This window comes from Burkholderia pseudomultivorans (assembly GCF_001718415.1).
GTDB classification, from domain to species: domain Bacteria; phylum Pseudomonadota; class Gammaproteobacteria; order Burkholderiales; family Burkholderiaceae; genus Burkholderia; species Burkholderia pseudomultivorans_A.
The window spans coordinates 4,205,140-4,224,791 of sequence record NZ_CP013378.1 but is presented as its reverse complement, the minus strand read 5'-3'; the positions used below and the strand labels follow the sequence as shown (position 1 = coordinate 4,224,791).

The window sequence follows — 19,652 nt, the reverse complement described above, 5'->3', positions numbered from 1 at the left end:
CGCGATCGACGTCAGCGCTGGGCGGGCTTGCGCTTGCAGTGGCCGCACAGGCCGCTCAGCTCGACGACCTGGTGATGCACTTCGAAACCGTGCGCGGGCTCGGTCGACGACAGCTGCTTCGCGAGGTCGCCGCCGGGAATCTCGACGGTGTCGCCGCACGCGTCGCAGATCAGGAACTGGCCTTCGTGCGGCACGCCGATTTCACAGCACGCGAAGAACGCGTTCTTCGACTCGATCCGGTGGATGAAGCCGTGCTCGACGAGGAAGTCGAGCGCGCGATAGACGGTCGTGGGCGGCACGCGGCCGCGCTTCGGTTCGAGTTCGGCGAGCAGGTCGTATGCGCCGATCGGGCGCTGCGCGGCGAGCACGTGCTCGTAGACCTGGCGGCGCAGCGGCGTCCAGGCGAGCCCGTGCTCGGCGGCAAATGCGTCGGCCCGGGACAGCCGGGCGGCGAGGGAGGAGGAGGTAGCCATGGCGTCAAGCAGGCGATGAAACGGAGTACGGCGATGATATAACGTATCGCCTTCCCGTGCAGCCCGATTTCCGCCCCGTTTCTTCCCCGGCGCGCCATCCAGCCCTGTTTCCGCCACGCCCGCCGCACCGCATCGACACGCAAAGCACATTGCCGGGCCTGCGTCGCGGCCCGAGACCGCACGCCGCCGTGCGGCGGCGCATCATCGAAAGCTGTCGTCCCGCCTTGACAGCGCGAATCGCGTATCCGATCATTCGACCACCAACAGAGCAATTGTTCGTGCCGCGAGCGTTCGCTCACTTCGCGGCCGTCGTACAGCAGAACGAACCGGAGACACCAGTGAGACTGGAAGACAAGGTCGCGATCCTGACGGGCGCCGCAAGCGGCATCGGCGAAGCGGTCGCGCAACGCTATCTGGACGAGGGCGCGCGCTGCGTGCTGGTCGACGTGAAGCCGCCGAGCGGCTCGCTTGCGAAACTCGTCGAGACCCATCCCGGCCGCGCGGTGGCCGTCACCGCCGACGTCACGCGTCGCGACGACATCGAGCGCATCGTCGCGACCGCGGTCGAGCGCTTCGGCGGCGTCGACATCCTGTTCAACAACGCGGCGTTGTTCGACATGCGTCCGATCCTCGACGAATCGTGGGACGTGTTCGACCGGCTGTTCGCGGTCAACGTGAAGGGCATGTTCTTCCTGATGCAGGCGGTCGCGCAGCGGATGGTCGAGCAGGGGCGCGGCGGCAAGATCGTCAACATGTCGTCGCAGGCCGGCCGGCGCGGCGAGGCGCTCGTCTCGCACTACTGCGCGACGAAGGCGGCCGTGATCAGCTATACGCAGTCGGCCGCGCTCGCGCTCGCGCCGCACCGGATCAACGTCAACGGCATCGCGCCGGGCGTGGTCGACACGCCGATGTGGGAGCAGGTCGACGCGCTGTTCGCGCGCTACGAAAACCGGCCGCTCGGCGAGAAGAAGCGGCTCGTCGGCGAAGCGGTGCCGCTCGGCCGCATGGGCGTGCCGGGCGACCTGACGGGCGCTGCGCTGTTCCTCGCGTCGGCCGACGCCGATTACATCACCGCCCAGACGCTGAACGTCGACGGCGGCAACTGGATGAGCTGACATGGCATCGTCCGTCTGCGCCGCCGCCTGCGCGATTCCGCCCTGCCTGCCGACAGCCCGCGCGTCGCACGATGCGGCGCGCGTCGCACGAGGGCTCGCATGATGGCCGAGATCGTGGTCGCCGGCGAACTGCTGGCCGAATTCGTCGCCGCCGAGCGCGGCCAGGGCTTCGATGCGCCGGGCCTGTTCGCGGGGCCGTTTCCGAGCGGCGCGCCCGCGATCTTCGCGGACCAGGCCGCGCGGCTCGGCGCGCGCGTCGCGTATGCGGGCTGCGTCGGCCGCGACGCGTTCGGCGATGCAATCGTCGCGCGGCTCGAACGCGACGGCGTCGACGTCGCGCGGATCCGCCGCGTCGAACGTCCGACCGGCACCGCCTTCGTCGCCTACCGCGACGACGGTTCGCGCAGTTTCGTATTCAGTCTCGCGACGAGTGCGGCCGCCTGCGTCGATGCGTCCGACGTCGACGCGTCGATGTTCGACGGCTGCCGCTATTTCCACGTGATGGGCTCGTCGCTGACGAGCGAATCGGCGATCGCGGCCGTGCAGCGCGGCGTGATCGAGGCGGCGCGCGTCGGCGCGAAGATCTCGTTCGACCCGAACGTGCGCCGTGAAATGCTGAGCTTCCGCCCGATGCGCGCGGCGCTCGACGAGATGCTCGCGGCCTGCCACCTGTTCCTGCCGAGCGAGGCCGACCTGCCGTTCTTCTGCGGGCCGCAGCCGGCCGAGCGCGCGATCGCCGGCCTGCTCGCGACGCATCCGCTGCTCGAACGCGTGGTGCTCAAGCGCGGCGCGGCCGGCAGCGTCGCGTTCGATCGCGCGAGCCGCGTCGACGCGCCGGCCTGGCCGGTCGACGAGGTCGATCCGACCGGCGCCGGCGACTGCTTCGGCGGTACGCTGGTCGCGAGCCTCGTCGCCGGCGCGCCGATCGACGTCGCGCTGCGCCGCGCGAATGCGGCCGGCGCGATCGCCGTCACGCGGCGCGGCCCGATGGAGGGCAACAGCAGCGCCGCCGAAATCGACCGTTTCCTGACCGAACGAGGTGTCGCATGTCCGGCCTGACGACCGTCGCCGAGCGCGTGCACGGCGCGCATGCGCAGGCCGTGCTGCGGATGATCTTCGACGCGAACCGGGCCGACGCGCAGCGCGGCATCTATGCGGTCTGCAGCGCGCACCGGCTGGTGCTGGAGGCCGCATGCGAAGCCGCGCGTGCGGACGGCTCGCCGCTGCTGATCGAGGCGACCTGCAACCAGGTGAATCATCTCGGCGGCTATACGGGCATGACGCCCGCCGATTTCCGGCGCGACGTCGACGCGATCGCCGCGCGCTGCGGGCTCGCGCCGTCGGCGCTCGTGCTCGGCGGCGACCATCTCGGCCCGAACCCGTGGCGGCACCGCCGCGCGGCCGACGCGATGCGCGAGGCCTGCGCGATGGTCGCCGCGTATGTCGAAGCCGGGTTCGAGAAGATCCACCTCGACGCGAGCATGGCCTGCGCGGACGATCCGGCGCCGCTCGACGACCGCACGATCGCCGCGCGCGCGGCCGAGCTGTGCCGTGCAGCCGAAGAGGCGGCGTCGCGCGCCGGCGTCGCGCCCGTCTACGTGATCGGCACCGAGGTGCCGACGCCGGGCGGCGAATCCGGCGGCGACGCGATCGCGCAGATCGCGGTCACGCGCAGCGACAGTATCGCGGCGACGCTCGACGCGCATCGCGCCGCGTTCGCGGCGGCCGGGCTCGACGGCGCGTGGACGCGCGTCGTGGCGATCGTCGCGCAGCCCGGCGTCGACTTCGACGATCGCCACGTGCTCGACTACGACAGCGCGAAGGCCGCGTCGCTCGGCGCGAGCATCCTGCGCACGCCGCGCCTCGTGTTCGAGGCGCACTCGACCGACTACCAGACCGAGGGCGCGCTCGCCGCGCTCGTGCGCGACCACTTCGCGATCCTGAAGGTCGGCCCCGCGCTGACCTTCGCGCTGCGCGAGGCGCTGTTCGCGCTGAGCTTCATCGAGGACGCGCTGATCGACGACGCGGCCGGGCGCTCGCGGCTGCGCGAGGTCGTCGACGAAGCGATGCGCGCGCAGCCCGAGCACTGGGCGCCTTACTACCGTGGCGACGAGACCGCACAACGGCTCGCGCGCCAGTTCAGCTACAGCGACCGGATCCGCTACTACTGGCTGCAGCCGGCGGTCGCGGCCGCGGTCGAGCGGCTGTTCGGCAATCTCGCGCGGCAGCCGGTGCCCGAGACGCTCGTCGCGCAGTGGCTGCCGGACGTCTACGCGGCGTGCCGCACGGGCGGGCTCGCGCACGAGCCGCGCGCGTGGGTGCGCCACCGGATACGCGACGTGATCGCGCACTACGCGCGCGCGTGCGGAATGCAGCGGCCGGCCTGACGGCCGGCAACGACACCACGCAACACCGACGACCCTAACAATCACAGGAGACATGCCATGCAACGAACGATGCTCGCCGCCGCCGCCCGCCGCTTCGCCGCGGTCGCGCTCGCGACGGCTGCCGGCGCCGCGAGCGCGGGCACGCTGACGATCGCCACGCTGAACAACCCCGACATGATCGAGCTGAAGAAGCTGTCGCCGGCGTTCGAGAAGGCGAACCCCGACATCAAGCTGAACTGGGTGATTCTCGAGGAGAACGTGCTGCGCCAGCGCGCGACGACCGACATCACGACCGGCAGCGGCCAGTTCGACGTGATGGCGATCGGCACCTACGAGACGCCGCAGTGGGGCAAGCGCGGCTGGCTTGCGCCGATCACCGGGCTGCCGGCCGACTACGACCTGAACGACATCGTGAAGACCGCGCGCGACAGCCTGTCGTACAACGGCCAGCTCTATGCGCTGCCGTTCTACGTCGAAAGCTCGATGACGTTCTACCGCAAGGACCTGTTCGCGGCCAAGGGGCTGAAGATGCCCGACCAGCCGACCTACGACCAGATCGCCGAGTTCGCCGACAAGCTCACCGACAAGTCGAAGGGCACCTACGGAATCTGCCTGCGCGGCAAGGCCGGCTGGGGCGAGAACATGGCGTACGTGTCGACCGTCGTGAACACGTTCGGCGGCCGCTGGTTCGACGAGAAGTGGCATGCGCAGCTCACGTCGCCGGAATGGAAGAAGGCGATCACGTTCTACGTGGACCTGTTGAAGAAGAACGGGCCGCCGGGCGCGAGCTCGAACGGCTTCAACGAGAACCTGACGCTGACCGCTTCGGGCAAGTGCGCGATGTGGATCGACGCGACGGTCGCGGCCGGGATGCTCTATAACAAGCAGCAGTCGCAGGTGGCCGACAGGATCGGCTTCGCGGCCGCACCGGTCGCCGTCACGCCGAAGGGCTCGCACTGGCTGTGGGCGTGGGCGCTCGCGATCCCGAAGACCTCGAAGCAGCAGGACGCCGCGCGCAAGTTCATCGCGTGGGCGACCTCGAAGCAGTACATCGAGATGGTCGGCAAGGACGAGGGCTGGGCGTCGGTGCCGCCGGGCACGCGCACGTCGACCTATCAGCGGCCCGAGTACAAGACGGCCGCGCCGTTCTCGGACTTCGTGCTGAAGGCGATCGAGACGGCCGACCCGAACGATCCGTCGCTGAAGAAGGTGCCGTACACGGGCGTGCAGTACGTCGGGATTCCTGAATTCCAGTCGTTCGGCACGGTGGTCGGCCAGGCGATCGCGGGTGCGGTCGCCGGGCAGATGACGGTCGACCAGGCGCTCGCCGCCGGACAGGCCGCCGCCGATCGCGCGGTGCGGCAGGCCGGCTACCAGAAGTAACGCGGACTGCGCCGTCGTGCACGGCGCGGCGGCAACGCGGGCGCGCCGTTCGCGCCCGCGCGTCAACCGGAGGGACTCCGATCATGCGTCATTTACGTCTTCCCCTGAGCCATGCGTCGTCGGTCGGCGATGCGTCGTCGCCGCCGGGCGAACCGCGTCGCGCGCGCGGCGGCGCGAGCTGGCTGGTCTCGCCGTCCGTCGCGGTGCTGCTGCTGTGGATGTCGATTCCGCTCGCGATGACGATCTGGTATTCGTTCTCGCGCTACAACCTGCTGAACCCCGACGTGAAGGGTTTCGCCGGGTTCGACAACTACCGCTTCCTCGCGACCGATCCGTCGTTCCTGCCGGCGATCTGGCACACGCTGGTGCTGATCGGCGCGGTGCTCGCGATCACGGTGATCGGCGGCGTGCTGATGGCCGTGCTGTTCGACCGCAAGTTCTACGGGCAGGGCGTCGCGCGGCTGCTCGCGATCGCGCCGTTCTTCGTGATGCCGACGGTGTCCGCGCTGATCTGGAAGAACATGATCCTGCATCCGGTGTACGGGCTCGTCGCGAACGCGATGCGTGCGCTCGGCATGACGCCGATCGACTGGTTCGCCGACTATCCGCTCACCGCGGTGATCATGATCGTCGCGTGGCAGTGGCTGCCGTTCGCGTTCCTGATCCTGTTCACCGCGATCCAGTCGCTCGACCAGGAGCAGAAGGAAGCCGCGCGCATCGACGGCGCCGGCCCGTTCGCGATGTTCTTCTACATCACGCTGCCGCACCTGAAGCGCGCGATCGCGGTGGTCGTGATGATGGAGACGATCTTCCTGCTGTCGATCTTCGCGGAGATCTACACGACGACCGGCGGCGGCCCCGGCGACGCGACCACCAACCTGTCGTACCTGATCTATGCGCTCGGCCTGCAGCAGTTCGACGTCGGCCTCGCGTCCGCCGGCGGGATCATCGCCGTGGTGGTCGCGAACGTCGTGTCGTTCTTCCTGGTGCGGATGCTCGCGCGCAACCTGAAGGGGGAGTACGAGAAATGAGCGACCTGACTTTCGAAAACCGGCGCGCGCCCGCCGTGTTCGATCTCGTGCGGCGCGCGCTGCCCGGCACGCTCGCATGGCTGATCGCGCTGCTGCTGTTCTTCCCGATCTTCTGGATGGCGATCACCGCGTTCAAGACCGAGCAGCAGGCCTACGCGTCGACGCTGTTCTTCATGCCGACGCTCGACAGCTTCCGCGAGGTGTTCGCGCGCAGCAACTACTTCGCGTTCGCGTGGAACTCGGTGCTGATCTCGGCGGGCGTCACGGTGATCTGCCTGCTGTTCGCGGTGCCGGCCGCCTACGCGATGGCGTTCTTCCCGAACCAGCGCACGCAGAAGGTGCTGCTGTGGATGCTGTCGACCAAGATGATGCCGTCGGTCGGCGTGCTGGTGCCGATCTACCTGCTGTGGAAGAACGCGGGGCTGCTCGATACCGTGTCGGGCCTGGTGATCGTCTATACGCTGATCAACCTGCCGATCGCGGTGTGGATGACCTTCACGTACTTCAACGAGATCCCGAAGGACATTCTCGAAGCGGGGCGCATCGACGGTGCGTCGACGTGGCAGGAGATCGTCTACCTGCTGATGCCGATGGCGCTGCCGGGGCTCGCGTCGACCGCGCTGCTCCTGGTGATCCTGTCGTGGAACGAGGCGTTCTGGAGCATCAACCTGTCGAGCTCCAACGCCGCGCCGCTGACCGTGTTCATCGCGTCGTACTCGAGCCCCGAAGGGCTGTTCTGGGCGAAGCTGTCCGCCGCGTCGCTGCTCGCGGTCGCGCCGATCCTGATCGTCGGCTGGCTGTCGCAGAAGCAGCTGGTGCGCGGGCTCACGTTCGGGGCCGTCAAATGAGCGCCGGTGCGACGGGCGAAGGCGCAGCCGCGTTGATCTGCGACTGCGACGGCGTGTTGATCGACAGCGAGGCCGTCGCCGCCGACGTGCTCGTGCGCGAGCTCGACGCGCGCTGGCCGGGCGTCGATGCGCGGCCGGCCGTGATGCCGCTGCTCGGGCTGCGCATCGAGCGCGTGCTGGCCGGCGCGAGCGAGGCGGTCGGCCGCACGCTGAGCGCCGCCGACGTCGACGCGATCCGTCGCACGGTCGAAGCGGCGGCCGTGCATGCACCGATGGTCGACGGCATCGACGCGGCGCTCGCGGCGATCGAGCTGACCAAGGCCTGCGCGAGCAACAGCTATCGCGGCTACGTCGAAGCGGCGCTCGCGCGCACCGGCCTCGCGCGCTTCTTCGGCGACCGGCTGTTCTGCGCGGACGCCGTCGCGCGGCCGAAGCCGGCGCCCGACGTGTATCTCGCGGCCGCGCACGCGCTCGGCGTCGCGCCCGCGCAGTGCCTCGTCGTCGAGGACAGCGCGACCGGGATCACCGCGGCGGCCGCGGCCGGCATGACCGTGCTCGGCTTCGTCGGCGGCGGGCATGCGGCGGCCGCGCAGATCGACGCGCTGCGCGGGATCGGCGCGCGCCACGTATTCGACGACATGCACGAGCTGCCCGGCTACGTCGCGCGCTGGCAGGCGACCGGCGCGGTGCTGCCGCATTAGAACCGATTGCGCGCCGCCGGAAAGCGGCGCATCACGAACGAACGGAGACAGATCATGGCAAGCGTGCTCCTGCGCAATATCGCGAAGCGCTACGACGACAACGAAGTGCTGCGCAACGTGAACCTCGACATCGCCAACGGCGAATTCGTCGTGTTCGTCGGCCCGAGCGGCTGCGGCAAATCCACGCTGATGCGGATGATCGCGGGGCTCGAGGACATTTCGAGCGGCGACCTGCTGATCGACGGCGCGAAGGTCAACGACGTGCCGAGCGCGAAGCGCGGCATCGCGATGGTGTTCCAGTCGTATGCGCTGTATCCGCACATGACGCTGTACGACAACATGGCGTTCGGGCTGAAGCTGGCGGGCGCGAAGAAGCCCGAGATCGACCAGGCCGTGAAGAACGCCGCGAAGATCCTGCACATCGATCACCTGCTCGACCGCAAGCCGAAGCAGCTGTCGGGCGGCCAGCGGCAGCGCGTCGCGATCGGCCGCGCGATCACGCGCAAGCCGAAGGTGTTCCTGTTCGACGAGCCGCTGTCGAACCTCGACGCGGCGCTGCGCGTGAAGATGCGGCTCGAATTCGCGCGGCTGCACGACGAGCTGAAGACGACGATGATCTACGTGACGCACGACCAGGTCGAGGCGATGACGCTCGCCGACAAGATCGTCGTGCTGTCCGGCGGCGCGGTGCAGCAGGTCGGCACGCCGAACGAGCTGTACCACGCGCCCGCGAACCAGTTCGTCGCGGGCTTCATCGGCTCGCCGAAGATGAACTTCCTGAAGGGCACGGTCGAGTCTGCGGATGCGGCCGGCGTGCTGGTGCGCTTCGACAGCGGCGACACGCAGCGCGTCGCGGTGGACGCGGCCGGCCTGCAGCGCGGCGCGTCGGTGACGGTCGGCGTGCGGCCCGAGCATCTGCTGGTCGGCGCGGCGGGCGAGGGCGTCGTCGCGAAGACGATGGCCGTCGAGTCGCTTGGCGATGCCGCGTATCTGTATGCCGAAGCGGCCGTCGCGCCGGACGGCCTGATCGCGCGGATTCCGCCGCTCGACACCTATCGCACCGGCGAGGCGCTGCGCGTGCACGCGGATGCCGCGCACTGCCATCTGTTCGACGAGCAGGGCCACGCGTTCCGGCGGCTCGGCGTGCATGCGAAGGCCGCGTGACGCACGGCGCGCGTCACAGGGGCAGGTGCTCGACCATGTGGTCGACGAACGCGCGCAGCTTCGGCGTCGGATGGCGGCCTGACGGCCACAGCACGTAGACCGGCGTGCGGCTCGCGACATGGTCGTCGAGCACCGTGCGCAGCGTGCCGGCGTCGATCGGCTCGCGCACGAAGAACTCGGGCAGGCACGCGATGCCGAGCCCGCGCAACGCGAAGCACAGGCGCGTTTCCGCGTTGTTGCTGACCATCGACACCGGCACGTCCGGCGGCGCGTGCGAACGCGACGTGCGCAGCGGCCAGATCTCGAGCTTGCCGCTGCTCGGGAACCGGTAGTGCAGGCAGCGATGGCGCACGAGATCGGCCGGCGTGCGCGGCGTGCCGTGCCGTTCGAGGTAGTCGGGCGACGCGACCAGATGCTGGCGGAAATGCCCGAGCAGCCGCGACGACAGCCGCGAGTCGGCCGGGCGGCCGGTGCGCAGCACGGCATCGAAACCTTCGTCGACGACGTCGACGAGCCGGTCGTTGAAATCGAGATCCAGCTCGATCTCCGGATACGCGGCCATGAAACCGGCGAGCACCGGCAGCATCAGCGTGCCGATCGTCGGCAGGCTGACGCGCAGCCGCCCGCGCGGCGCTTCGACGCTTTGCGTGAGCTCGCGCTCGGCCGCGTCGATTTCGGCGATCACGCGGCGGCATCGATCGAGAAAGCGCGCGCCTTCGGCCGTCAGCGTGACGCTGCGCGTGCTGCGGTGAAACAGCCGCACGTTCAGGCGCGCCTCGAGCCGCGCGATGCGTTTGCCGACCGCCGACGCGGACAGCCCGAGCGCGCGACCGGCCGCGACGAAGCTGCGCGTTTCCGCGACCTGAACGAATACGATGAAGCCGCCCAGATTCTCCATGCAGGTTCCCGATTACGGACGTCGGTGTCCGGATTGTCCGGAACTCTAGCCCAGTTTTTCTTCGTTTGCCGGCTCCCTACGATGAGCGTTCGTTCACTCATCGAGGTCATTGCCATGTCATCCCTGCCTGTGATTGCCCGCGACAGCGAGGCGGACGCCGCGCTGCACGTGCGGCTCGACGACGCGCTCGATCGCGTGCTCGCGGACGAGCGCGTCGTCGGCGCGGTCGTGATGGTCGCGCGCGACGGCGAGCTGCGCTATGCGCGCGCAGCGGGCCTTGCGGACCGCGAGGCCGGCACGCCGATGCGCGAGGGCACGCTGTTCCGGCTCGCATCGGTCACCAAGCCGATCGTGACGGCCGCCGCGATGCGGCTCGTCGCCGCCGGCCGCCTCGCGCTCGACGAGCCGGTTGCGCGCTGGCTGCCCGCGTTCCGGCCGACGCTGCGCGACGGCACGCCCGCCGCGATCACGTTGCGGCATCTGCTGTCGCATACGGCCGGCCTCGGCTATCGCTTCCTCGAAGCCGACGGCGACGGCCCGTATGCGCGCGCCGGCGTGTCCGACGGCATGGACGGCGCGCGCGTGTCGCTCGCGGAGAACCTGCGGCGCATCGCGAGCGTGCCGCTGCAGTTCGCGCCCGGTACGTCGTGGGGCTATTCGCTGGCGACCGACGTGGTCGGCGCGCTGATCGAGGCGGTCGACGGCCGGCCGCTCGCCGATGCGGTGGCCGCGCTGGTCACGACGCCGCTCGGGATGACCGACACCGCGTTCGTCGCGCACGACGCCGCGCGTGTCGCGACGCCTTACGTGAGCACGGCAGGCGCGCCGCGCCGGATGGCGGACGACGATCTGGTCCCCGTGTACGACGGCACGATCGGCATCCGTTTCGCGCCCGCGCGCGTATTCGACGCGGATGCGTGGCCGTCGGGCGGCGCGGGGATGGCCGGCACGGCGCGCGACTGCCTGACGCTGCTCGACGCATTGCGCACCGGTCGCGACGGCTGGCTCGGGCGCGCGTGGATCGACGAGATGGCGCGCATCCAGCCGGGCGCGCACGAACTCGCCGACGCACCGGGCTTCGGCTTCGGGCTCGGCTTTTCGGTGCTGCGCGATCCGGCGGCCGCGCAGTCGCCGGAGTCGGTCGGCACCTGGCGCTGGGGCGGCGCATACGGGCATGCGTGGTTCGTCGATCGCGCGGCGGGTCTGACCGTCGTCGCGTTGACCAATACGCTGTACGAAGGCATGCACGGGCGCATCGTGACCGACGTGCGCGATGCGGTTTACGGCACCGACGGACGGAGTGCGACATGAGCGACTGCCTGTCGGCGGACGATCGGTCCGCGCATGCAAACGGGCGCGCCGCCGCGCCGCGCGAAGGCCTGCCGGTCGCGAACCTGCTCGCGCTTGCGACGGCCGGCTTCATCACGGTCCTGACCGAAGCGCTGCCGGCCGGCCTGCTGCCGCTGATGAGCGCCGACCTGCGCGTGACCGAGGCGCTGATCGGCCAGCTCGTGACCATCTACGCGCTCGGTTCGATCGTCGCCGCGATTCCGCTCGTCGCGGCGACGCGCGGGATCGGGCGACGCCGTCTGCTGATCGCGGCGCTGGCCGGCTTCGTCGTGTCGAACGCATTGACGACCGTGTCGCCGCACTACGCGCTCACGCTCGCCGCGCGCTTCGTCGCCGGCATGTCGGCCGGGCTGCTGTGGGCGCTGCTCGCCGGTTATGCGAGCCGGATGGTCGACGAGTGCCTGCGCGGCCGCGCGATCGCGGTCGCAATGCTCGGCGTGCCGGTCGCGATGTCGGTCGGCATTCCGGCCGGCACCGCGCTCGGTGCGGTGTTCGGCTGGCGCATCGCGTTCGCAGGCATCACGCTCGCGGCGCTCGCGCTGATCGGATGGGTGCGGCTGCGCCTGCCCGATCATCCGGGGCAGCCGGCCGGTTCGCGCGAACCCGTGCTCGCGGTGATGCGGCTGCCCGGCGTGCGGGCGGTGCTGGCCGTGATGTTCGCGTACGTGCTCGCGCACAACATGCTGTACACGTACATCGCGCCGTTTCTCGCGGGGGAGCGGATGGGCGCGCAGGTCGATACGGTGCTGCTCGTGTTCGGCGTCGCGTCGCTGGCCGGGATCGCGCTGACGGGCGCATGGATCGGCGCCGCGCAGCGGCGGCTCACGTTCGCGAGCATCGCGTTGTTCGCGCTTGCCGCGCTGATGCTTGGTGCCGGCGCCGGCATGGCGGCCGTCTATGCGGGCGTCGCGCTGTGGGGGCTCGCGTTCGGCGGCGCGCCGACGCTGTTCCAGACGGCCGCCGCGCAGGCTGCCGGCGACGCAGCCGACGTCGCGCAGTCGATGCTCGTCACGGTGTGGAACCTGGCGATCGCCGGCGGCGGCATCGCGGGCGGCATGCTGCTCGACGCAGTGGGCGCCGGCCCGATACCGTGGGTGCTCGTCGCGCTGCTGGGCGCGGCCGCGCTCGGCGCGTGGCGTGCGCGCCGGCACGCGTTCGCGGCGCCGCGCACCGCATGAGCACGGCGGCGTGCCGGGAGCGGGCGGCGCGCCGCCCGCGGCGTCAGTTCGTCGCGTCGAGCGCGGCGCGCGCGCAGGTTTCGTCGGTCACCAGCCCCGACAGCCAGCCGCCGCGCAGCGCGGCGATCACCGCGTCGCGCTTTTTCGGGCCGCCGGCGAACGCGATCGTCGGGCGCTTCGGCGGCGTCGCGAGCGACACGCTGGTCACGCGTGCGCTGGTCGACACGTCGACCAGCCTGCCCTGTGCGTCGATCGGCACGCCGAGCAGCTCGGCGACCGCGCCGCGCGCGGTCATCTCGTCGCGTTCCTGCTCGGTGATGAAGCCGTCCTCGTACAGCGGGCAGTGCGGGCCGATGTTGCCGATCCCGACGAACGCGACGTCGGCCTTGCCCGACAGCGCGTCGACGATCCGGTACAGCCGGTGATTGCACCACTGCGCGCGCTCGGCGCCGCTGTCGGCGAACAGCGGCGCGGGCAGCAGGAAGTGCTTGCCGCCGGTTTTCTCGGAGATGTATTGCGCGACGTCGTAGCGGTTCGACGAGCCGTCGGCCGCGATCGCGCCGACCATCGACACGAGCCGGTGCTGCGGCCGGTCGATCTGCGCGATCTGCGCGACCGCGGCCTTCAGCGTCCGGCCGCTGCTCACCGCGATCACCATCGGCCGCGTCTCGCTCAGGTAGCGCTCCATCACCTGCGCGCCCGCGACCGCGAGCTTGCGGTCGATCGCGTCGGGCGTGTCGGCGTCGACCGGCACGACTTCGCACATCGCCAGGCCGTAGCGCTTCGACAGCTGCGCGCCGAGATCGAGGCAGTCGGCAAGCTGATGGTCGACGCGCACGCGGATCAGGTTCTTCTCGACCGCGAAGGCGACCAGGCGCTGCGCGACGGGGCGCGACACCTGCAGCTTCTCGGCGATTTCGTTCTGCGTGTCGCCCGCGACGTAGTAGAGCCACGCGGCGCGCGTGGCGAGATCGAGTTTTTCTGAGGACTTGGACACGATAGCGTTTCGGTTCGGATCGGGGCCGGCGGGCGGCGCAACGGCATCCACTGTAGCGCATGCCTGCCGCCTGCCGCGCGTGCGCCTGGCAGGCGCGACGCCTAGGCAAGCCGCGCGCGCGACGGTTCGTAAAGCGGGCGCACGTGGCGATACAGCGCGCGGAACGCGTCGAGCCGTTCGCGCAGCGTCGCGTGGCGCGCGGCGTCGGGCGCGTATTCGGCGCGCACCGGCGGCTTGGTCAGCACCGCGTGCGGATCGCCGCCGACCGCCAGCCAGCCGAGCCGTGCCGCGCCGAGCGCCGCGCCGGTCTCGCCGCCGCCGTGCTGGCGCGTGCGCACGTTCAGCGCATCGGCGATCAGCTGCGCCCAGAACGCGCTGCGCGCGCCGCCGCCGATCAGCGACAGCCGGTCGGTGGCGACGCCGGCTGCATGCAGCGCGTCGAGGCCGTCGGCGAGGCCGAGCGTCACGCCCTCGAGCACCGCGTAGCCGAGATGCGCGCGCTCGGTCGCATGCGTCATGCCGAAGAACACGCCCTGCGCGTACGGATCGTTGTGCGGCGTACGCTCGCCGGACAGGTAAGGCAGGAACAGCGGCGCCGTCGCGAGCGCGTCGGCGTCGAGCGCCTCGACTTCGGCGAGCAGCGCGGGCTCGTCGGTGCCGGTCAGCTTGCAGACCCAGCGCAGGCAGCTCGCGGCCGACAGCACGACGCTCATCAGTTGCCAGCGATCGGGAATCGCGTGGCAGAACGCGTGCACGGCCGACGCCGGATTCGGCGTGAAGCGGTCGCCGACCACGCTCAGCACGCCCGACGTGCCGAGCGACACGAAGCCGTCGCCCGCGTGGATCGCGCCAATGCCGAGCGCGCTCGTCGCGTTGTCGCCGCCGCCGCCCGCGACCACGACGGCTTCCGACAGGCCGAGCACGCGCGCGACGTCGGCGCGCAGCGTGCCGGACGGCGCGTTGCCCTCGACGATGCGCGGCATCTGCGCGCGCGTCATCTCGCATGCGCCGAGCAGCGCGTCGGACCAGTCGCGTCGCGCGACGTCGAGCCACAGCGTGCCGGCCGCGTCGGACGGGTCGGAGACTTTCGCGCCGGTCAGCCGGAAGCGCAGATAGTCCTTCGGCATCAGCACGCATGCGGTGGCCGCGAATACGTCGGGTTCGTGACGCGCGACCCACAGCAGCTTCGGCGCGGTGAAGCCCGGCATCGCGAGATTGCCGGCGAGCGCATGGAGGTCGGGCGCGCGTTCGGTGAGCAGCGCGCATTCGTCCGCGCTGCGCATGTCGTTCCACAGAATCGCCGGGCGCAGCACGCGATCGTCGCGGCCGAGCAGCACCGCGCCGTGCATCTGGCCGGACAGGCCGATTCCGCGCACCTGCGCGAACGCATGCGGATGTCGCTCGCGCAGCGCCGCGAGCGCGGCGAGCGTGCCTTGCCACCAGTCTTCCGGATGCTGTTCGGCCCAGCGCGGATGCGGGCGCGACACGGTGAACGGCGTGCCCGCGGTGCCGACGACCGTGCCGTCCGGGGCGAGCAGCAGCACCTTCACTTCCGAGGTGCCGAGGTCGATGCCGAGATACATGAGCGATCCGTTCCGTCAGTGAGGAGCCGCTACTTTAGCCGCACGACCGGGCGCCTGCCAACGCAGGTTCGCCCGGACGCGGGCCGGCTGCCGAGCGCGTCAGTGCTGCGCGAGCCACGCGTCGACGCGCGCGAGCCCGGCGCGCAGCGCCTCGAACAGCGCCGCGTTGCCGGCGAGCGAGCCCCACAGCGCGCGGCTCGCGCAGAACGCGACGACGGGATCGGGCGCCGCGACGATCGCGTGCGCGGCGTCTTCGTCCATCACGCCGTCCTGGTACGCGTAGGGCAGTGCGCCGCGCGCCCAGCGTTCGAGGAAGCGCAGGAACAGCGCGGGCAGCACCGCGGTCGCGACCGGCGTCGCGCCGCGCGCGAACGATTCGACGAGCGTCGGCGCGATGAAGCCGGGAATCTTCGAGAAGCCGTCGGCCGCGACGCGCTGGTTCGTGTCGAGCACGTACGGGTTGCCGAAGCGTTCGAGCACGACGTCGCGGTAGCGCGCGAGATCGAGCGGGCTCGGCGTGAGGCACGGGATCACGTCCTGCGTCACGTAGTCGTGCGCGAAGCGGCGGATCGGCGCGTCGTGGGTGCCTTCGTGGATATACGTGTGGCCCGCGAGCGTGCCGGCCCACGCGATGCAGCTGTGCGTCGCGTTGAGGATGCGGATCTTCGCTTCCTCGTACGGATGCACGTCGTCGACGAGCTCCGCGCCGGCCAGTTCCCACTTCGGCCGGCCGGCCGCGAAGCGGTCCTCGATCACCCACTGGATGAACGATTCGCCCATCACCGGGCACGCGTCGTCGACGCCGGTGGCCGCGCGCACGCGCTCGCGCACGTCGGCGGTCGGGCGCGGCGTGATCCGGTCGACCATTGCGCTGGGCGTGGCGACCTGGGCGTCGAACCACGCGAGCAGGTCGGCCTGGCCGCGCCGTTCGAGGAATTCGCGCATCCCTGCGCGAAAGCGTGCGCCGTTGTTGCGCAGGTTGTCGCAGCTCTGCAGCGTGAGCGGGCCCGCGCCGCGCCGCATGCGCTCGGCGAGCAGCGCCGCGAGCGCGCCGTACAACGTGGTGCGCGCGCCTTGCAGGTCGGCCGCGAGATCGGGATTCGCGACGTCGAGCCGGTTGTGCTCGTCGAGGTAGTAGCCGCCTTCGGTGACGGTGAACGACACGATCCGGCACGCGGGATCGGCGCCCGCGTCGATCAGCGCGGCGAGGTCGATCGACCAGGGCAGCACGCGCGTGATCGCGCGGATCGTCTCGTACGCGCGCTCGCCTTGCGGCGTGACGGTTTCGAGCGTGTAGGCGCCGTGCTGCGCGGCGAGCGCGTCCATCGTCGCGCGCATGTCGTCGCGGATGTTGCCGACGGTCAGCGACCAGCGTTCGTCGGCCGGCACGGCCGCGTTCACGCGATGCAGGTACCACGCCTGGTGCGCGCGGTGGAACGAGCCCGCGCCGATGTGCAGCAGCACGGGCGTGCGGGCGGAAGGCGATTCGATCATCCGGTGTCTCCTGTCGGCCCCGGTTAGCGCTTTAGCGCTTACCGGGGCCCCATGCTTTGCGGTCGGTCCCGGTTGGCGCTTTGGCGCTTGCCGGGGCCCCATGCTTTGCGGTCGGCTCCGGTTGGCGCTTCCCCGGAGCCAGTGTTTCGCGGGTTCCATGCGCGAGCGCGCGCCGCGCCATCCTTCGACGGGCGCGCCGGCTCCGATGCCGGATCGACGCTCGCGTGCGTTCGCGATGCGCGCCGTGTCGATACGATCATTTGCTCTTTACGTGAGCGAATGATCGTATCGGGGCGACCGAAAGTCAAGGCGGGGAAACGGCATTTCGATGGTGCGCCGCGGCGTGCGCGCCCGCGGCCGGTGAGCCGGCCGACGCGCAGGCACCGCGGCGAAAGGGAGGGCGCGTCAGCGCGCCTCGCGTGTCAACGCGACCAGTTCTTCCAGCAGCTTGCCGGCCGGCCCCGGCAGAATCCCGTGACGGCGGCGGAACGCGGTGAGCGTGCGCTGCGCGACCACTTCGCGCACCGGCAGCGTATCGATCGTGCCGGCGCGCTGCTCGGCGCCGTACATCGGCTCGGCCATCCAGCACAGAAAGCCCGCATGCGCGACGAGGCTCTTCAGCGTCGTGACCGAGCGCGTCTCGACCGCGATATCGGGCAGCGGCAGCCCGTGCGCCTCGAAGGTCGCGCGCATGTGGTCGAACGGCGCGGTGCCGCGCGGCGGGATCGCCCAGCGCGCGTGCAGCGTGTCGGCGAGCGTCGGCGCGCGGCCGAGCGCACGCAGCGGATGGTGCGGCGCGGCAACGATATGGCTGCGATCGGTCCAGCGGCATTCGGGAATCGCGACGATTTCATCGGTGTCGGGCCCGTGCGCGGACAGCGCGAGGTCGATCTCGTGCTTGAACAGTCCTTCGGCGAGCCGGTCCCACACGCCTTCGATGATCTCGACGCGCAGGTTCGGCCAGCGGTCGAGCACGCGGCCGACCGCGACGGGCAGCACGAGGCTCGCGATGCTGCCCACCGTGCCGACCTTGATCGTGCCCTTCGCGAGGCCGCGCATCGCGTCGAGTTCCTCGCGCGCGTGCTCGGCCTCGTGCTGCAGCAGCGTCGCGTGCGGCAGCAGCGCCTCGCCGAACGCGGTGAGCTGCACGCCCTTCGAATGGCGCTCGAACAGCGGCGCGCCGACCTGGTCCTCGAGGCGCTTCAGGATCCGGCTCAGCGCCGGCTGCGTGACGTGCAGCGCGTCGGCCGCACGGCCGAGGCTGCCGCACGCGACGATCGTCGTGAAGGCGCGCAACTGGCGGAGATCGAAAGTCATGCTGGAGCGGTATGGGTTTTTACAGAAAATACAGTATCCGAGAATGGCTTGCGCTTCGATACTGTGGAAACCGATTAGCCTTCAAGGAGACGCCGAGCATGTCCGGCCACCCAACCCCGTCCGCCGCGCCCGTCACCGTCCGCGACGCGGTGATCGACCTGCTGCGCCAGTTCGGCATCGACCGCGTGTTCGGTAATCCCGGCTCGACCGAGCTGCCGATGTTCCGCGATTTCCCGTCCGATTTCCGCTACGTGCTCGGGCTGCAGGAAGCCGTCGTGGTCGGCATGGCCGACGGCTACGCGCAGGCGTGCGGCAATGCGGCGGTCGTCAATCTCCATTCGGCGGCCGGCGTCGGCAACGCGATGGGCAATATCTTCACCGCCTACAAGAACCGCACGCCGCTGATCATTACCGCCGGGCAGCAGGCGCGTGCGATCCTGCCGTTCGATCCGTTCCTCGGCGCCGCGCAGGCCACCGAGCTGCCGAAGCCTTACGTCAAATGGAGCATCGAGCCGGCGCGCGCGCAGGACGTGCCGGCCGCGATCGCGCGCGCCTACCGGATCGCGATGCAGGAGCCGCGCGGGCCCGTGTTCGTGTCGATCCCGGTCGACGACTGGGACCAGCCGGCCGAACTGCTGCCGGCGCGCGACGTGAGCCATGTCGTGCGGCCCGACCCCGACGCGCTCGCGCGGCTCGGCGACGCACTGGATGCCGCGCGCCGTCCCGCGTTCGTGGTCGGCGCGGCGATCGATCGGGCCGGCGCATGGGATGAGGCCGTGCGGCTCGCCGAGCGGCATCGCGCTCGCGTGTACGTCGCGCCGATGTCAGGGCGCTGCAGCTTTCCCGAAGACCATCCGCTGTTCGCCGGTTTCCTGCCCGCGATTCGCGAGAAGATCGTCGCGCGGCTCGACGGGCACGACCTCGTGTTCGCGTTCGGCGCGCCCGCCTTCACCTATCACATCGAGGGTTTCGGCCCGCACGTGCCGTCCGGCGCCACGCTCGTGCAGCTCGTCGACGATCCCGGTACGGCCGCCTGGACGCCGCAGGGCGACGCGGTCGTCGGCAACCTGAAGCTCGCCGCGCGCGACCTGCTCGCGCGGCCCGCGCCGGCCGAGCGGCCGATGCCGGCCGCGCGCGCGCCGCGCGAGCGCGTCGCACCGCCGGCCGCCGGCGAGCGCATGTCGGCCGCGTTCGCGCTGCAGACGCTCGCCGACCTGCGCGATGCGCACGACATCGTCGTCGAGGAAGCGCCGAGCGCGCGGCCGATCATGCAGGCGCATCTGCCGTTCACGCAGAGCGGCACGTTCTACACGATGGACAGCGGCGGGCTCGGCTACGGGATGCCGGCTGCCGTCGGCGTCGCGCTGGCACGGCCGGGGCGGCGCGTGATCGGGCTGATCGGCGACGGGTCGAGCCTGTATTCGATCCAGGCGCTGTGGAGCGCTGCGCAGCTCAGGCTGCCGATCACATTCGTGATCCTGAACAACCGGCGCTACGCGGCGCTGCAGGATTTCGCGCCGGTCTTCGGCTTCGGGCCGGACGATCCGGTGCAGGGCACCGATCTGCCCGATCTCGACTTCGTCGCGCTCGCGGTCGGGCTCGGCTGCCGCGGCGTGCGCGTCGGCGACCCGGCGCGCCTGCGCGACACGCTGGCCGATGCGCTGCGTGCAACCGCACCGGTCGTCGTCGAAGTCGAGATTGCCTGATGCGCCCCGCGCGTCATTCCGGAGAGA

The 19,652-nt window shown here is 70.8% G+C and carries 17 protein-coding genes; 11 read left to right on the top strand and 6 right to left on the bottom strand.

Features of this window, described 5'->3' with window-relative positions:
• Positions 1-11 precede the first annotated feature (11 nt).
• A complete protein-coding gene (locus WS57_RS31835; protein WP_009688267.1) occupies positions 12-473 on the bottom strand; it encodes a Fur family transcriptional regulator in 462 nt (153 codons plus the stop codon).
• 338 nt (positions 474-811) lie between these two features.
• On the opposite strand from WS57_RS31835, the gene WS57_RS31830 reads away from it, so the two are divergent.
• From WS57_RS31830 to WS57_RS31795, 8 genes are all read left to right on the top strand, one after another.
• Complete coding sequence (locus WS57_RS31830; RefSeq protein WP_009688268.1) at positions 812-1,588, top strand: L-iditol 2-dehydrogenase; 777 nt, start codon at positions 812-814, stop codon at positions 1,586-1,588.
• 102 nt (positions 1,589-1,690) lie between these two features.
• Positions 1,691-2,647 carry a sugar kinase gene (locus WS57_RS31825; RefSeq protein WP_059603486.1) on the top strand — a complete coding sequence of 319 codons (957 nt, stop codon included), beginning with the start codon at positions 1,691-1,693 and terminating at the stop codon, positions 2,645-2,647.
• A complete protein-coding gene (locus WS57_RS31820; protein WP_059603425.1) occupies positions 2,635-3,975 on the top strand; it encodes a D-tagatose-bisphosphate aldolase, class II, non-catalytic subunit in 1,341 nt (446 codons plus the stop codon). The genes WS57_RS31825 and WS57_RS31820 overlap by 13 nt, the downstream gene beginning before the upstream one ends.
• Positions 3,976-4,032: 57 nt before the next feature.
• Positions 4,033-5,358: an ABC transporter substrate-binding protein gene (locus WS57_RS31815; RefSeq protein ID WP_040128063.1), complete on the top strand. Its 1,326-nt coding sequence runs from the start codon at positions 4,033-4,035 to the stop codon at positions 5,356-5,358.
• Between the two features lie 83 nt (positions 5,359-5,441).
• Complete coding sequence (locus WS57_RS31810; RefSeq protein ID WP_059478913.1) at positions 5,442-6,389, top strand: carbohydrate ABC transporter permease; 948 nt, start codon at positions 5,442-5,444, stop codon at positions 6,387-6,389.
• Entirely contained in the window at positions 6,386-7,237 is an 852-nt protein-coding gene (locus tag WS57_RS31805; RefSeq protein ID WP_040128061.1) for a carbohydrate ABC transporter permease, read from the top strand. The genes WS57_RS31810 and WS57_RS31805 overlap by 4 nt, the downstream gene beginning before the upstream one ends.
• On the top strand, positions 7,234-7,938 hold the full coding sequence (locus WS57_RS31800) for an HAD family hydrolase (RefSeq protein ID WP_069245299.1): 705 nt from the start codon (positions 7,234-7,236) through the stop codon (positions 7,936-7,938). Before WS57_RS31805 ends, WS57_RS31800 begins: the two co-directional genes overlap by 4 nt.
• A gap of 54 nt (positions 7,939-7,992) precedes the next feature.
• Positions 7,993-9,102, top strand: coding sequence for an ABC transporter ATP-binding protein (locus WS57_RS31795; protein ID WP_059603431.1), 1,110 nt, complete (start codon positions 7,993-7,995; stop codon positions 9,100-9,102).
• A 13-nt stretch (positions 9,103-9,115) separates the two neighbouring features.
• Here the strand turns inward: WS57_RS31795 and WS57_RS31790 are convergent, their stop codons facing one another.
• Complete coding sequence (locus tag WS57_RS31790; protein ID WP_059603434.1) at positions 9,116-10,000, bottom strand: LysR family transcriptional regulator; 885 nt, start codon at positions 9,998-10,000, stop codon at positions 9,116-9,118.
• Between the two features lie 114 nt (positions 10,001-10,114).
• Here WS57_RS31790 and WS57_RS31785 point away from each other — a divergent pair, with 114 nt between their 5' ends.
• Entirely contained in the window at positions 10,115-11,311 is a 1,197-nt protein-coding gene (locus tag WS57_RS31785; RefSeq protein WP_059513204.1) for a serine hydrolase domain-containing protein, read from the top strand.
• Positions 11,308-12,528 (top strand): MFS transporter, encoded by a 1,221-nt coding sequence (locus WS57_RS31780; protein WP_059603437.1) that lies wholly within the window; start codon positions 11,308-11,310, stop codon positions 12,526-12,528. Before WS57_RS31785 ends, WS57_RS31780 begins: the two co-directional genes overlap by 4 nt.
• A 43-nt stretch (positions 12,529-12,571) precedes the next feature.
• Here WS57_RS31780 and WS57_RS31775 read toward each other — a convergent pair whose 3' ends face one another.
• From WS57_RS31775 to WS57_RS31760, 4 genes are all read right to left on the bottom strand, one after another.
• Positions 12,572-13,525 carry a sugar-binding transcriptional regulator gene (locus tag WS57_RS31775; protein ID WP_009695282.1) on the bottom strand — a complete coding sequence of 318 codons (954 nt, stop codon included), beginning with the start codon at positions 13,523-13,525 and terminating at the stop codon, positions 12,572-12,574.
• Between the two features lie 101 nt (positions 13,526-13,626).
• Entirely contained in the window at positions 13,627-15,108 is a 1,482-nt protein-coding gene (gene xylB, locus WS57_RS31770; protein ID WP_040128055.1) for a xylulokinase, read from the bottom strand.
• 99 nt (positions 15,109-15,207) lie between these two features.
• Positions 15,208-16,602, bottom strand: a complete 1,395-nt coding sequence (gene dalD, locus WS57_RS31765) for a D-arabinitol 4-dehydrogenase (RefSeq protein ID WP_009690586.1) — start codon at positions 16,600-16,602, stop codon at positions 15,208-15,210.
• Between the two features lie 405 nt (positions 16,603-17,007).
• Complete coding sequence (locus WS57_RS31760; RefSeq protein ID WP_069245298.1) at positions 17,008-17,919, bottom strand: LysR family transcriptional regulator; 912 nt, start codon at positions 17,917-17,919, stop codon at positions 17,008-17,010.
• A 98-nt stretch (positions 17,920-18,017) separates the two neighbouring features.
• Between WS57_RS31760 and mdlC the strand changes: the two genes are divergently transcribed.
• Positions 18,018-19,625 carry a benzoylformate decarboxylase gene (gene mdlC / locus WS57_RS31755; protein ID WP_040128052.1) on the top strand — a complete coding sequence of 536 codons (1,608 nt, stop codon included), beginning with the start codon at positions 18,018-18,020 and terminating at the stop codon, positions 19,623-19,625.
• Positions 19,626-19,652: the final 27 nt, after the last annotated feature.